Consider the following 14,565-nt stretch of genomic DNA (forward strand, 5'->3'; position numbering starts at 1 on the left):
GCGGTTTTATTTCGCCGGATTCAGTTGGAATACCACGTCGACCTGATCGTCAAAGTGAATGGTCTGCTGCTCATAAGTTTGGGCAGCATCGCTTGCCATGCCCGCTTCCGGACTTTTATACATGCGCGCTACCGGCATGGGCTGGTAGTTGGCCACGCGATAACGAATACTGTACACCGGCCCCAGAGTAGCTTTAAAGCCCTGAGCTAGAGAACCGGCCTGAGAAATCGCGTTATCGATGGCTTTCTTACGCGCCTGCTCACGGTAAGTCTCTGGATTCGCTACCCCTAATTCAACGGCGCGAATTTCATTCAAACCCGATTTGAGCGCGCCGTCCAGCAACTCGTTCAGTTTATCCAACTGACGTAGAGTAACCTGAACCTGGCGCACCGCCCGGTAACCTTTCAGTACTGCTTCGCCGGTTTTCTTGTAGTCGTATTCCGGCTGAGTACGCAAATTTGCCGCATTGATATCTTTCTTCTCAATACCATTTTTCTTCAGAAAATCAAAATATTGAGCCACACGAGTATCAACCTGTTTCTTCGCTTCTGCGGCGTCTTTGGCGGTTACGCTAACTTCAATCGCCAAAGTGGCAATATCCGGCGTAGCGTCAACGCTGGCGGTTCCTGAAGTCACAACGTGCGGCCCTTCCGGCAGCTCAGCGGCCTGCGAAGCCAAAGGTAACGTTCCTAATCCCATCATTGCGGCCAAAGCCAAGGTCTTTAACTTCACGGTGCCTCCTAAAAATATGCCGATACGAAAAATCGCTGCGAAGCACGGTTTATCAGTCAATTACACCTAAGAGCAAGCTTCTTTTCAGTTAATTACTCTTACTGACGACCGGAATCATGCACAATTATTTTGTCGCTTAGTTAATTCAGTAACCTAACAAAGCTAGCACATCTTTTGCCATGAAGAATTCAGAATAGTGATAAAAAATCAAAAACTCAGGCCTTGTTTAGCCAACTGAAAGGCAATAAACCACATCACACCGCCGACTAACAAATTGATCCCTCTTTGCGCCGCTGGGCGATTGAGCCAGGGAGCCAGCCACGCGGCCAGCAACGCCAAGGCAAAAAACCAACTGATAGAGGCACTGACCGCTCCTAAAGCGAACCATGGTCTGACATCTGGCAATAACTGACCGCCCAGACTGCCCAGCACCACAAAGGTATCCAGATAAACATGCGGATTGAGCCAGGTTACGGCCAGCAGAGTAACGATGATTTTCCAGCGATTTTTCACACTGCTGCCTTCAATCGTATCCTGAATATCTCCACGCCATGCAGCGCACAGCGCTCCCCAGCCATACCACAACAGGAAAGCCACGCCGCCCCAAGTTACCAGTGCCAAAAGCAGCGGCGATTGGTTGAGTAAGGCACTACCACCGAAAATACCACCACAAATCAGGATGATATCGCTCAGCGCGCAGAGCGCAGCGCTCATAATGTGGTGCTGGCGCTTAATTCCCTGATTCATCACAAAAGCATTTTGCGGCCCCAGCGGTAAAATCATCGCGGCGCTTAAAGCAAAACCCTGAAGAAAAATGGCTAACATGTTGTTCCCTTTAGATAATATCCGCTAATGTGCGAACCGATTGCGAGCATATTACGGCGAGATAGTCATCAGAGGAAATGGATATTTCTTATCCATGATAAGACGTGCTAATAATCAACGCGGAAATAAATAAGATAATTGACGTTAAGAAGTTAAGAAGTTAAGAAGTTAAGAAGTTAAAAATAAGCCGCCCAATAAAAAACGGGCCATTCGGCCCGCTGAGAAGCATTTATTGCCAGAAACCGCACAATTACTCCGCCGCTTTTTTCTCTACCTGATGCAGATGCACATCCATTTGCGGGAAAGGAATACCGATATTATGGGCATCCAAAGCGCGTTTGAAGTTCTCCAGCAGATCCCAATAAACCTCCAATGCATCGCCATTGGTGGTCCAAACGCGAACGGTGAAATTCAGGGAAGAAGCGGCCATTTCGTTTAAACGAACGATCACGCCTTTATCATGCAGGATACGCTTATCCCCAGCGATAATATCGCCCAGCACTTTTTTAACTACGTCGATATCAGCGTCATAAGCCACGCCAACGGTAATATCGGTGCGGCGATTAGGTTCTCGGCTGGTATTAATGATGTTGTTGGCAATAATTTTACCATTCGGTACTACGATGATTTTGTCATCTACGGTACGCAGCGTGGTAGAAAAAATCTGAACCTGCACCACCGTACCGGCGACGCCGCCTAAATCAACGTATTCGCCAGCGCGGAACGGACGGAAGGCAACCAGCAGCACCCCGGCCGCAAAGTTGGACAGCGAGCCTTGCAGCGCCAAACCTACGGCTAAACCGGCGGCACCGATAACGGCAATCACTGAAGCGGTTTGAACGCCCAGACGTCCCAACACGGCAACGATAGTGAAGGCCAGAATACTGTAACGCACCATCGCCGCTAAAAAGTCAGCGACGGTAATATCAATACCACGCAGACGCATTACCCGGTTTACCGCGCCGGAAACCACTTTGGCGATGACCGAACCAACGATCAAAATCAATAATGCCGCAATCAGGTTTACCGCATATTGAATCAGCAAATCTTGATTGTTCGTCAACCAGGTGCTTGCATTATTAATGCCGTCAACGACGTTTAACTCTTCCATTTTTATCATCCTACGAAGTTCTCCCAACCTAGAGAAAATTGCACAAAAACTTCCGCCAGCCATCGACCGGCATCGCATTTAACCCGTTGAGGGTAACGAACTATGGACGCGGTTGCCAACTTTGACAGAAAAACAACACCAACAGAATCAGACTTATTACCTAAAACTCACCGGATAAACCGCCATGATTACGGTATTTCTCCGTTGGATACGCTAGAAAAGAAAAAGGCTCCTACAGGAGTATTGTTTTTTTGTTTAATACCATGAAATAAAAGGATTTATTTCTTTCAATGTCCACACATTGACCACATCAAGTTAGAGTCATACTTTAATTACGACAAAACGCCCGTATTTGCGGGCGTTTTTACTTATCACTATTTCAGGTGAAAAAATTCAGCTAAAAGCAGGATTTGAATTCGATAAGTATTTCATGCTGTCAGAACATCAACACTTGCCCGCCTGCTTGCGGGTGAGGCGGTACCGGATTTATTTCCCCTGGCGTAGAAATCGAACGCATAAAACTTTCCATCGTCACAAAGGTATGGCCGCAATTCACATTGGTGCACTGGTGATAGCGTTCTTTGGTTTCGATGGTGATCTGGCTGCTGCTGCGGGTATGGGCTGCGCTGTGGCATAAAGGGCAATTGAACATGATCCGGACTCCGGCATCATCCCGGCTATGGCCGGTGTTAATGATAATTATGCGTGATTGTTGATTCAAAATCATCATTCCATATCCAAATCATCTATTTTCACCTCTAATTCCAGCGCGGTAGTAAAGCCGCTGTCATTCACGGAATGAGTGACCGTGACCAACGTCCAGTCGGCGTCATCTATCTGTTTTTTAAAGCCAGTGACTTTAATCGGCACTTCGGGGTAGAGAGCGGCTCGCCCCCTGGCTAACTGAATGGAGAACTTGGCCGCGCCGCGTTGCAGCCGTTCCCAATTGGATTTAGCCGCTCGCTGCGCATTGTGTTTGTTGGCGTAAGTGGTGCGCAAGGTCAGCACATTCTCATCAGTGCCGATCAGATATTCACCTTGTTTCGCTTCGGGTTCTTTGGGCTTGGCGGTAGTGGTCGCCTTGCGTTTACGCTTTCGTTTTACCTTAACCACTGGTTTTTCCGTGGTACGGGTATTCAACCAGTTAGCCACCACGCCGGTATAAGCGCCCCGGTCAGCCATACTAAATTGATGGCCGTCACCCAAACTGCGGATAATAGTCATCACTGGAATAGGTTTACCGCTGGCGGTTTTCGCCTGACCTTGTTTGATAAATAACAGATTGCCCTTTTTTACGGCGGCAATAGCCCCGTATTGTTTTGCCAGTCGGGTAATTAAATTGCCGTCTGATTCGTTGGTTTGGTCTATATGTTCGACGATTAAATCAGACATGGCCTTATTTAATGTGGGTGTGAGTTTATTGCGCTCGGCAATTATCTTCATTATCCCGCCAATGGTGGTTTTATGATAAGACTGATCGCGGCGAATATTGAGCGTTTCACGAAAATCCGCACTGCGGGCGCGAATAGTCAGCTTATCCGGTGCGCCGCTGTGCTCTATTTCATCCACGGTAAAGGTGCCTTTATCAATCAAGGCCGCCCCTTGCCAGCCTAGCGCAAGCGCTATTTTAGCCCCTCGGCGGGGCAGCACTAACTGGCCGTCTGAATCATCCAGTTCAATATCAAGCTGGTCGGCCTCAAAACCGCGATTATCGGTTAGGGTTAATGACATCAGTCGCTTTTTAATGCCGCCGCTTTTATCGATACCATCCACGGTAATAGCATAATCCGGCGCGTTATGACCGCTATTGGACAGGATATCAATCATGATAATAACCCGCTGGCGGTGTCAGAGATTTGCGCGGCAATATCATCAAATTGCTGTGATAAATCACCAAACATTTCTTTTAAGGATTCATCAGTGCGTTTTAGCGTCAGCGTGAATTCAATCTTGCGCGCTGAACCATCACTGAAAAAGATACTTTTGGTACGGCTAAGATTCTCAATCACAAACATGCCGTGAATGGCACCGTTCCCCTCAATCAGTGACCAGGCTTTGCCGGTTTCAGCCATCAACTGCAAGGCCATGAGCGAGGCTTTACCGCCAGTCAGTTCAGGGTATAGCACACCGGATAAGGTTATCGATTCTTCATCTGGCCCCAAAAACTGACTGATTGGCCGCAAGCCGATGCGGGCATTTGTCGGGTGACGCCATGCCATTTGATGCTGAAAATCTTGATAGGGGACGGTTTGCAACATAAAGACAAACATCCCTAATGCCATCATCATAAGTCGCTCCTTAATCAATATCCCGATAACTGCTGTTCATTTTTGCCCTGGCGCTGCGCTCAAGGGCGCTCAACTGGCGGGCAATTTCCCGCGCAATATCTATTGGAGAATCATTGGGTTGGGCGATAACCTGAATGGGTGCATTGATATGCACCGGCGTTTCTTTGATTATCGTCGTGTGAGTCTGGTGGGTGGCTCCCGCCTGAGTCGGCGGCAGGCTATAGGGATGCATCGGCGCGGCAGCCGCCTCTCCGCCGCTGAACATCAGAGCGGCAGCGGTTGCCATCGTCGCGGTGTTTCTGCGGCTGGTGACATTCACCGGGCCACTGACAATCTCCGGCCCATACTCTCCCACTACGCCAAATTTTCCCAATGGGATACGTCCGCCCGCGTCATGCTCGCCGGTAAATCTTTTGCGAATAGCCTCGGCGCTGTGACCGATTGGCGTCGGGGCAAACGTGACACCGGCGGCCTGAGCGGCAGCGGCAACCCCCGGATGGGTTGCTGCCAGCGCTTTGGTTTTCTCCGACCGTTCCCGCACCTCATCCAGTTTTTTTAGTACCCATTGGATAGAGTCGGTCAGGGCCTTCATCGGGGTCAGCGCCAGATGGATACCGTCCGCCAGAAATTGGCCGAATGCTTTACCGGCATCAGCGGCTCCGTTTAAATCGCGCGTGGTGGATTGCACCGGTTCCAGTAGTTTCTTGAACCAGCCCCAGACCTTTTTCACCCCGTTGGCGATCCACTCAAAAACGGGGGCCAGTGGCTTGAAGGCTTCTTTAATCGGCGCGGCAGCTTGCCGAAATCCGTCAACAACGCCTCTCAGAAATGCCTTAATCGGTTGCCAGTATTGGTAAATCAGCAAGCCAACGCCGGCGATTGCCATACCAATCAAACCAATTGGACTGAGTAAAACACCCAAAACACTGGATACGCTGACCAGGGCGAAACGCAGGAATTTAAGCGGGGATTTTGCCAGCCAGGCGAGGCCGCGACCGAGCATTTTAAATGCCCCAATACCCGACTGAACCGGTGATTTCGCCACATTAACCAGCGCACCGCCCAGACTTTTGAGGGATTGCACCCCGTTTTTTCCGGCATGGCGCGACATGGACAATATCGACTGGCCGAAATTGCCAAATTGGCGGGCGGTGATCGGGGTGGTGCTGGCGAGACGGGACATGCCCGCAGACAAATTGGGCAATAAGCGAATACCCAACACGCGGGTACTGAAACGCAGCAAGGCCAGCGGCCCCAAAATCCCCACTACGGCAATCGCCAGTGCCCCAAAAGCGGTTGTTGTTATCGCGATAGCGGCACCAATCTTTACAACGGCTTGGCTGATTTGCGGGTGTGCTTTGAGGAATTCGGCCACGCCGTGCATAAATTCGCTGATGCCTTTTGCCGCAGAGCGCAGCCAGTCGTTATTTTTCTCGAACAGCTCAACGCTGATATTTTCCATGGCCGCGTGCAATATGGTCATATCACCGGTCAGGTTATCCAGCATGGTGGAGGAAACCCGTTTTGCCTCGCCGTCATACTCGCCCGGCTGGCCGCGCATTTTCCCAAGAGAACCATTACCGGCAGCATGCATTAGCACACCGAACCCAGTCACTGCATATTGCCCGGCGATATCTTTAAAAATAGCACCGCGCTCAACGTTGCCCATCTTGCCGGTTTTCTCATTGATATCTTTGAGGATATCCACTAAATCACGCATATTGCCGTTCTTGTCCGAGGTTTTCACCCCCAGATCGGACACGGCCTTGGAGCCACCAATACGGCTTAAAATACTGCGCATGGTAGTACCAGCCTGACTGCCCTGAATACCGGCGCTGCCGAGCATTGCCGTGGAAGCCGCGACGGTCTCCAGACTCTGCCCGTACTCCCGGCCAACACCCGCAGAGTATTTCAGCGACTCTCCCAGCATCGGAATGTCCACGTTATTTCGGGTAAATAACGCGGTGAGGACGTCAGCAACGTGATCCATCTTCTCGGCGGGGATCCCCATCGCTGTTTGAATGTTAGAGGCGATATCGGCGGTGGTGCCTAAATCAATATCCCCGGCGGCGGCCAGATTTAACATGCCCGGCATCGCGCCCAAAACCTGCTTAGGTGAATAACCGGTACGACCAAGAAAATATTGGCCCTGCGCGACTTCCAGATCGGTAAATTTGGAGGACAGCGGCAACGTTCGGGCCTGCTGGCGCATGGCCTGCATATCGGCTGAGTTCTTATCGGGGATGCGGGTCACCGCCTGAGTTTTACTCATCATGGCGTCAAAGTCATAACCCACATGCAACGCTCCGGCGATCCCTCTTCCCATCGCTTTACCCGTTGCCATGGAGGTATAGCCTAATCCGGCCGCCAAGGCTTTGCGCTGATTGCTGGCATCAAAATGATTACGAGCCTGATTAAGCCGTTGTTGTTGCTGAGCCTGTTGCTCCAGACGCCGCTGTTGGCTGACTAGCGCGGCAGTGGTGCTGGAAATATTGGCTTTTAAGCTGCGCTGGGCGTCACCCAGTCGGTGAGTGGCAATACCGCTATTTTGCAGGGCGCTACGCTGATGATGCAAAGAGGTCCGCAACTCGCTGTATTTCTGTTTAAGTTTACTGGCTTCCTGTCTGGCCTTTTGAAACTGGCGGGCCTGTTTGGCGGTGGTGCCCCCGGAATTTCTCGCCGCGATATCATACTGGCGTACTTTTTCGCGGGCTGCCGCCAGCGCCTGAGCCGCACCGATAACGGCGGCTTTAGTCTGACGAAATCCCTCAATACTGGCCGACTGGTTATTCAGCTGCTTTAACTGGTCTTTGGTGGCTTTAATGGCGACGGCCAGCGTTTTATTGCTGGCCTGAATGGATTTAAACGGGCGGGTAACTTTATCGACTGCGCTAAGTAGAATCTGCAAGCGAAGGTTTTTATCACTCATCACTGCCTCCGTTGCGGATCACGGCTTTATGTCGCCATGCTAATAATTCACCTAATGACATGGGATCGGTGACGGTGGGCGGCCAGTGAAAAATGACCGCGATATCCGCCGTCAGGTCGTCTACCGTCAGGCTGTCAGGAAATCGGATTTGACCGAATTCGGTAAGAAAAAAAGCGCCACGGCGTTCGCCAACTGATACATATCCGCCGGATCGAGGTTGCTCACTTCCTGCGTGGTCAGATTTGGCGTGGTGACGCGGGGCAGCACCTTAATCAGCGAATCTACATCGGTATCCAGTAGTGCCTGAAGTTTGGCTCCGCGCAGTGCCCCGGCATTGGGTTTATTAACCGTGACCTCGGTAATGGTGGTATTGCCACGCACAATAGGTACATCCAGTGTAATGGTGTTGAACTGGTCTAAATCAGTGAGGGTTTCGTCGGTCACTTCTGGGGGTGTCACAGTTTTTTTCATGGTCATCATCCAAAGGAAAAAGGGAATAGCGGCGCGGGTTAACGTGCCAGAAAATTACAGGCCGATATTGCGACGGTGGGCTTCGAGCCTATCTTCGCCGTTGACCATTTCGACCATATTCACGGTATCGATCTCGATCAGCACTTCGCCGTCCCACGTCAATTTGTAGTAGACGCATTTGGTGGCGATTTTTACCGTGGAGCTATCGCCCTGTTTGCTGTCGCCGGGGTCGATTTCCTCATGACGGCCTCGCACCACCACTTCTACCGCGTGGGTTTCGCCGGTGTCGTCCCGTTGGTAGGAACCGACAAAGCGCAGCATCACGCCGTCAACTTTGGTCACGCCCCATTGTTTGTAAACCTCGGCATCGATACCGCCCAGCGTCCAGTCCACATTCAGGGCATCATCGGCCAGCCCCAAATCCACCTTGGCGCTGCCGTTCATGCCGCCACCGCGATAATCTTCAAATTTGCGGCCCAGCTTGGGCAAAGTAAGTGATTCGATCACGCCCTGATAGCTGTTCCCGGCGTTGAATAAATTCAGGTATTTCAGTTTGCGTGGTAAGGCCATAATGTCGGTTCCTTAGCTGTTAACAGATTGGGCGAAGTTGGCCAGATAGCGATCGGTGATGCGCTGGCGCAGCATCAAATCTTCCAGCGGGGGTACTGGCGTGTAGTCGTAATCAATAAACAGGCGACCCGCTTTGAGGGTGTCTTTGCTGTTGACGTCCTCGTCATACCAGCAATCGCCATCGATGATGTAACCCTGTGATTTCAGCTCGCGCATTTTGGCGCGGATACCTTCAATAATGTCTTTGGCCATCGAAGGATTGAGCGCGCCATCAATGGCCCACATCTGCGCGTCGGCCATCGTATCGGCCATCACCTGCGCGGTACGGGTGTAGTTTTCAAAGGCAAACAGCGGATCATCTGAGCAACTACGGGAACCCCAGAAGCGGTAACCGTCTTTGCGCACTAAGGTAGTGATGTCGTGGCTGTTGAGCAGGTCAGCATCGGTGGCCGTGTTCTGTAAATCCCAAAACACGTCGGCGCTAATACCGGTGACGCCGTTCACACCGACGTTAGACAGGGTTTTATGCCAGCCGGTTTGCTGGTCAATTTTGGCGCGTAAGCCTAGGGCGCGGGCAGTGGCGTAAGCCGTGGTTTCGCCATTCGTGACGCTATCCCAACTGAGGAAATCCGGCCAGATCAGCATGGCTTCACGCTGGCTGAAATTCTCCCGGTACTTCATCGCGTCTTCCATGGTCTTGCAGCCGTGGGCGCTGATATAAGCGAAAGCTCGCAGATTCTGCGCGACGGATAATAATTCGGTGGATACCGCTAGGGTGTCATGACCGGGTACACCCAAGATGCGTGGCTGTACGCCGAGTTTTCCCTGAGCGGCTAACAGGGCTTTCATGCCAGTTTTGCGGCCGTCGGGTGTGGCTCCACCGATAATATTGGAGGTGGTTTCGGCTTCAGTTTCGCCCTGAGCCACGCGAACAACCACGGTCAGCGGACGGGTTTGGTCACTGATGGCATCCAGCGAACGGGCTAAGGTGCCGGTTTCGCCCGCTTTGCCGCTGGCGGCCAGCACATCGGTGAGCAAAACGGGGGTATTCAGGGGAAAGGCTTTGGCGTCGGCATCATCGGAGGTACAGACCATTCCGACCACCGCCGTGCTGACGGTGCGAATTGGGCGAGTGCCTTCGTTAATTTCAATCACGCGCGCGCCATGATGATAATCGGTTGACATGGTTTTTCTCCGGTTAAGCGTTCAGGCGCTATGATGCCGGATTGTTGAGCACGGAGCAGGTGATGGGTGTTGTGTGGGAGATGGCACAAGAGAGGAATAGAAAACCCCGGCCAGCGGGGCTAAAAATCAGTCTTCCGGCACCAAGACCGGGATAATATCGCGTTACCCCTCAACATAAATACATACCCTATTACGATTGCCTCTCTGCCCCAACCAGTATCGCCGAAACCTCATTAGACAGCGTAGTCATATCCGCCAGTACGCCGGTGACGCCCTCCGGCTTGACCATGTACGGCAGTACCAGACTGCCATTTTTTACCGCGCTATCAACGCTTGCCAGTGTATCCGCGACGGGCTGCGCCGCCGCTTTAATGTCCGCAAGGGTTTTGGCCTGTGCGATAGACACCGCAAGCTGTGAGACATTCACCAGTATCAGGCTCAGCACATCAGCCAAAACGCCCTCCCGCGAACGGGTATCCGCTATCGTCTCAATCTGCTGACGTACCAACATTCGCACCCGCACCGCGTCCTGAGACTCCAGCCCCCGGCTGGTAACGACATAACCGCCGCTGCGATCAGAGTGCGGCATCATTTCTTTATTGCTTAACGTATTCATTTTTACACCTTTATTGTGTTCTGATGGCTTCGCCGAGGCCGAGATTAAACAGTTGCGGACAACGATGGTCAGGGTTCCATCTGCCCGGGATGATCTGCGGTAAGGCAAGATAAAGTACATCTCCCACCGCAGGATTACCCGCTACCCCAATATCCACATGGCTGTAGTTCCCGGCAGCATTACCACTGAATAAGTGATGAGTATGTTGGTGCCAACGGCCTTTAACCTCGTTGTGGCACCAAGACCAGTCAGCGCCACCGATAATCTTGTAATACAGCACAAAACTCATAAAACAGCCGGTCGGAATATGCTGGCTTGGAATATGGAAAGCGTAAGGGCCAAATCCGTCGATAGTCTTTTTGATGGTGACTTTCATAATGTTGAATGCACCGTGAAAATGGAGCCTATCCATTCCCATGTACTGCAATAATTCGCGCACAATCGGCGCACGGGTTTCCGGCGCTACCCCAGAAGCGACGGGGATCATTTCAATGTCGAACTTATCCCAGAAATGACCGCCGGCATGTAATCCCATACCCACCGGCAACTGTTGCGGCGGTATTCCGGCCAAATCGTTCAGGGCGGCGTTTTTATTAACGGCCAAGGCTGAATGCTCGTGTACCTGCACATACTGGTCATGAGGGTTAGTGCTGCGAACGTGATCGGATAATGCCGTGACGGAAGCATTAGCCGCAGCCTTAACCGCTCTCGGCGTCGCCGCCTCGGTTTCACTGTTGCTGTCGGTGGCATTGCTCAGGGTGACAAAGCCTTTCTCGCTTAACGTCGCATCGGGATGATTGCGGGATTTGGCATGGTCGGCCAGCACGTTATCCGCGTACTGCTTAACCTCAATCACCTTATCATCGACATATTTCCGCGTCGCCAGTACCACCGACGGGTCGATTTTCAATGTCACCGCTTCGGTGCTGCTGACAATCAAAATCATCCGAATGGTTTGAGTGCGGCCACTGCCTTCCTGTAGTTGCGGTTTGTAGGTTTCGGCGCAGTTGGCAATGGCGACCAAATCCCCGGCACTGTCGTACAGGCCGATTTCACGGATCCACCAACCGCCCTCATTCTCTGGGATAACCTGCTCGGCAATAATCTGGCTGGTATTGACAGGGTCAATGCTCAAGGCATTCAGCGCTGCCCGGCGTTTCTCGCCGATAAGCTGGGTTTGTGCTGGATTGGGTGCGGGTAAAGCACCGCCTCCGTCGCCCACGGCCATTTGGGTGATGTCTAATCGGGTGCCGAGCGCGGTGGCGTTCGCCAGTTTGGCCGCCCCGACGTGGGTCAGAAGTGCATAGAATCTAGCGGTCATGGTTCACGCTCATCTCATCAATCATATGAATGGTGCCGCCGGTGTATTCGCTGCCGGTGACGGTGATAACTTCGGGTAAATAGGGGTAAACGGTCAGCTCGTCGCCGCTGTAACAACCCGCGCCAACGTAAAACTGGCCGCTGCTGTCCAGATTTATCGACAGGCCAATCAGGTGACGGCTGGCCGGTTTGGCGTCGTCAATCAGGCGCTCCAGTTCGCGGTACATTTCTTCGGTAATACCGGTTTCCAGCACGCCGACATCAAGGCGAAAAGTGCCGGGGATGTCGCCGGTTTTCCACCACTCCAGCACCTTAATCAGATAGCCCAGCGGCTCGACCACGCGACGGATAGCGCTGATGGTGCCTTTGTGTTTGTGAACGTAAAACGAGGCGCGCACCACGCTGCGCTTGGTCGCTTCCGGCCAGCTCTCATCCCAGCGATCCACCGACCACGCCCAGGCTAAATAAGGCAATAACGGCAGCGGGCAGGTGTCGGGATCCCATAGCTGGCGCAGTGGCACCGGCACATCGGCAATCACCGTGCAGGCTGCGGCGGCGGCGATTTCCAGAGGCGAGGAACCGGCAGGCAATAGGCGGTTATTCATCCGACCCGCCGATCGCCAAGGTGTAGCCGGTGCAGTAGGCGGCCTGAGTTTTATCCAGCACCACATCGGCCAGCGGTGCGGCCAGTTCGACCCGCTGCACACCTTCCACATGCAGGGCGGCATAGATGGCCGATAAACGAATATCACGGCCTAAACGGTGCTGGGCGTTGACGTAGGCGGCCAGTTTGTCGGCGGCGGCACGGCGAATGGGTTCGGCTTCCGGCCCCGGAAACAGATAGAGTCTGGCGTCAATCTGGTAATCGACAATCACAGCGGATTGCACCGTCACCCGGTCAGCCACTGGCCGTACATTCTCATCGTTTAACGCCGCATCCACTTTGGCGAGCAGTTCTGCCGACGCCACGCCGTTGTTTTCGCGCGATAATACCGTGACAGTCACGCAGGCCGGGGACGGACTCAGCGCCGAGGCATCGGCTACCCGACCGTCGGCGCTGCGGGCGTGAAACTCATAGGCCCCGGTCGGCCCAGCCACGCTCAGACCTTCAAAGGCTTGCGGGATGCGCACCCGAAAATCGGCGTCGGATTCCATCACGGCGGCCAATGGCGGAATGGCGGTTAAATCTGCCGGGGTGATAAGCAGGCGCTCGACGCCATTATTGGCACCTAACTGATCGAGGTCGCTGCCATTGGCGTAAGCCACCATCACCGCCTGCGCAGCTTCGTTGACTCGCTGGCGTAGCAGCAATTCTAAATAAGCGCTTTCCTGCAATAGCTTAACGATGGGTTCGGATTCAAAGGACAACGTCACCCGCACTGCCGCCTGTTGTTCAGTAGGATAAAGTGCAATAAAGGCCGCTTTGCGCTGATTAAGTAACGCTTCAAATTCCAGTGATTCCACCACCTGCGGCGCGGGCAGCAGACTTAAATCAATGGTCGCCATTATTGCCCCCTTAACGGGATAGAGAGACTGAGGCGTTCGGCGCTATCCGAGCGGTTGCCGAACAGTTCCACCGTCATTTTTCCGCTGTTTTCAGTCGTGAGATCAATCGCCGTCAGCGTCACGCGGGGTTCCCAGCGCATGACTGCGCCATACACCGCCGCCATCATTTTGAGCCGTAAGGCGGGGTTCTGCGGCTGATCAATCAGCGTGGACAGCAGCGAACCGTATTCCCGACGCATCACTCTGGAGCCTTGCGGCGTGATTAAAATATCGCTGATAGACTGGCGAATGTGAGCCATATCGGTAATGGCTTTGCCTGTCTGCGCATTCATGCCGAGATAAGTCATTGCGGCCCCCCGGAGGAATCACCGCCACCTTTGACGCCGCCGTGTTGATGGGTGTGAACCACAATACCGTTTGAGGTCAGATTGCCACCGGAATGGTTAAAGTGGCCTCGCGCCTCGCCGCCTTCTTCAATCAGAAGGGTTCGGGTAATCAGGTGTTGAGTACATTTCACCACTGGCGTGGTGAGGGTGATCGAGGTTTCGGCCACGATATTGGCGGTTTTCATGCCGGTAATGGCTAAATGACGGGTTGCAGGTTCATATTCAAATCTGGCCCCATCGGGAAAAGTCACTACGATGGCATCCGCTGAAGCCGAGGGTGCCGGATTGCTATCGGAAAACACCGCGGGCAACACAAAAGCGGTGGTGAGTTCGCCGCCGATACTGAGGATAATCACCTGTTCCCCCACCGAGGGCGCAGCCCAAAAGCGCACCCGACCGGCGCGGGGCGTCAGCCAGTTCAACCAGTCGGTTTCTAGCTCGCCCATTTTTACCCGACATAAACCTTTGACCGTATCCACTTCGGATACAATGCCGATGCGGATCAGATTCGCCAGGGCGCGTTTAAGTGCTGCAATAAGCGTTTTCATTCAGCCAGTATGCCGCGTGCGGGCGCGACTGGCATGTGATAGGGGTTGTGTGAGGGATGGCACAAAGAATTAACTGCA

At 52.9% G+C, this 14,565-nt stretch carries 17 protein-coding genes; all 17 read right to left on the reverse strand.

Going from position 1 to position 14,565, the window contains the following annotated elements; all coding sequences use genetic code 11:
* Nucleotides 1-6 precede the first annotated feature (6 nt).
* Nucleotides 7-732 carry an oxidative stress defense protein gene (locus tag PL78_RS09160; protein WP_049599692.1) on the reverse strand — a complete coding sequence of 242 codons (726 nt, stop codon included), beginning with the start codon at nt 730-732 and terminating at the stop codon, nt 7-9.
* Between the two features lie 207 nt (nt 733-939).
* On the reverse strand, nt 940-1,557 hold the full coding sequence (gene argO, locus PL78_RS09165) for an arginine exporter ArgO (RefSeq protein WP_064514931.1): 618 nt from the start codon (nt 1,555-1,557) through the stop codon (nt 940-942).
* Nucleotides 1,558-1,807: 250 nt separating this feature from the next.
* The gene (gene mscS, locus PL78_RS09170; protein ID WP_064514933.1) at nt 1,808-2,668 is read right to left on the reverse strand and encodes a small-conductance mechanosensitive channel MscS; all 861 of its coding nucleotides are present in this window, start codon (nt 2,666-2,668) and stop codon (nt 1,808-1,810) included.
* A 436-nt stretch (nt 2,669-3,104) separates the two neighbouring features.
* Nucleotides 3,105-3,320 carry an ogr/Delta-like zinc finger family protein gene (locus PL78_RS09175; protein ID WP_064518353.1) on the reverse strand — a complete coding sequence of 72 codons (216 nt, stop codon included), beginning with the start codon at nt 3,318-3,320 and terminating at the stop codon, nt 3,105-3,107.
* A 74-nt stretch (nt 3,321-3,394) separates the two neighbouring features.
* The gene (locus PL78_RS09180; protein WP_064514935.1) at nt 3,395-4,495 is read right to left on the reverse strand and encodes a phage late control D family protein; all 1,101 of its coding nucleotides are present in this window, start codon (nt 4,493-4,495) and stop codon (nt 3,395-3,397) included.
* Nucleotides 4,492-4,956: a phage tail protein gene (locus PL78_RS09185; protein ID WP_064514937.1), complete on the reverse strand. Its 465-nt coding sequence runs from the start codon at nt 4,954-4,956 to the stop codon at nt 4,492-4,494. The genes PL78_RS09180 and PL78_RS09185 overlap by 4 nt, the downstream gene beginning before the upstream one ends.
* A gap of 10 nt (nt 4,957-4,966) precedes the next feature.
* Nucleotides 4,967-7,885 carry a phage tail tape measure protein gene (locus PL78_RS09190; protein WP_064514938.1) on the reverse strand — a complete coding sequence of 973 codons (2,919 nt, stop codon included), beginning with the start codon at nt 7,883-7,885 and terminating at the stop codon, nt 4,967-4,969.
* The gene (locus tag PL78_RS21080) at nt 7,878-7,946 is read right to left on the reverse strand and encodes a GpE family phage tail protein (RefSeq protein WP_235601035.1); all 69 of its coding nucleotides are present in this window, start codon (nt 7,944-7,946) and stop codon (nt 7,878-7,880) included. Before PL78_RS21080 ends, PL78_RS09190 begins: the two co-directional genes overlap by 8 nt.
* A gap of 65 nt (nt 7,947-8,011) precedes the next feature.
* A complete protein-coding gene (locus PL78_RS09195) occupies nt 8,012-8,356 on the reverse strand; it encodes a phage tail assembly protein (RefSeq protein ID WP_084414313.1) in 345 nt (114 codons plus the stop codon).
* Between the two features lie 54 nt (nt 8,357-8,410).
* Nucleotides 8,411-8,926 carry a phage major tail tube protein gene (locus PL78_RS09200; protein WP_064514940.1) on the reverse strand — a complete coding sequence of 172 codons (516 nt, stop codon included), beginning with the start codon at nt 8,924-8,926 and terminating at the stop codon, nt 8,411-8,413.
* 12 nt (nt 8,927-8,938) lie between these two features.
* On the reverse strand, nt 8,939-10,111 hold the full coding sequence (locus PL78_RS09205; protein WP_064514942.1) for a phage tail sheath protein: 1,173 nt from the start codon (nt 10,109-10,111) through the stop codon (nt 8,939-8,941).
* A gap of 190 nt (nt 10,112-10,301) precedes the next feature.
* Nucleotides 10,302-10,727, reverse strand: a complete 426-nt coding sequence (locus tag PL78_RS09210; RefSeq protein ID WP_064514944.1) for a hypothetical protein — start codon at nt 10,725-10,727, stop codon at nt 10,302-10,304.
* Between the two features lie 10 nt (nt 10,728-10,737).
* On the reverse strand, nt 10,738-12,048 hold the full coding sequence (locus PL78_RS20785; RefSeq protein WP_235601019.1) for a phage tail protein: 1,311 nt from the start codon (nt 12,046-12,048) through the stop codon (nt 10,738-10,740).
* On the reverse strand, nt 12,038-12,652 hold the full coding sequence (locus tag PL78_RS09220; protein WP_064514946.1) for a phage tail protein I: 615 nt from the start codon (nt 12,650-12,652) through the stop codon (nt 12,038-12,040). Before PL78_RS09220 ends, PL78_RS20785 begins: the two co-directional genes overlap by 11 nt.
* Nucleotides 12,645-13,553, reverse strand: a complete 909-nt coding sequence (locus PL78_RS09225) for a baseplate assembly protein (protein WP_064514948.1) — start codon at nt 13,551-13,553, stop codon at nt 12,645-12,647. The genes PL78_RS09220 and PL78_RS09225 overlap by 8 nt, the downstream gene beginning before the upstream one ends.
* Nucleotides 13,553-13,900 (reverse strand): GPW/gp25 family protein, encoded by a 348-nt coding sequence (locus PL78_RS09230; protein WP_064514950.1) that lies wholly within the window; start codon nt 13,898-13,900, stop codon nt 13,553-13,555. Before PL78_RS09230 ends, PL78_RS09225 begins: the two co-directional genes overlap by 1 nt.
* Nucleotides 13,897-14,487, reverse strand: coding sequence for a phage baseplate assembly protein V (locus PL78_RS09235; protein WP_064514952.1), 591 nt, complete (start codon nt 14,485-14,487; stop codon nt 13,897-13,899). Before PL78_RS09235 ends, PL78_RS09230 begins: the two co-directional genes overlap by 4 nt.
* Nucleotides 14,488-14,565 lie beyond the last annotated feature (78 nt).

Source organism: Yersinia entomophaga (assembly GCF_001656035.1).
Classification (GTDB): domain Bacteria; phylum Pseudomonadota; class Gammaproteobacteria; order Enterobacterales; family Enterobacteriaceae; genus Yersinia; species Yersinia entomophaga.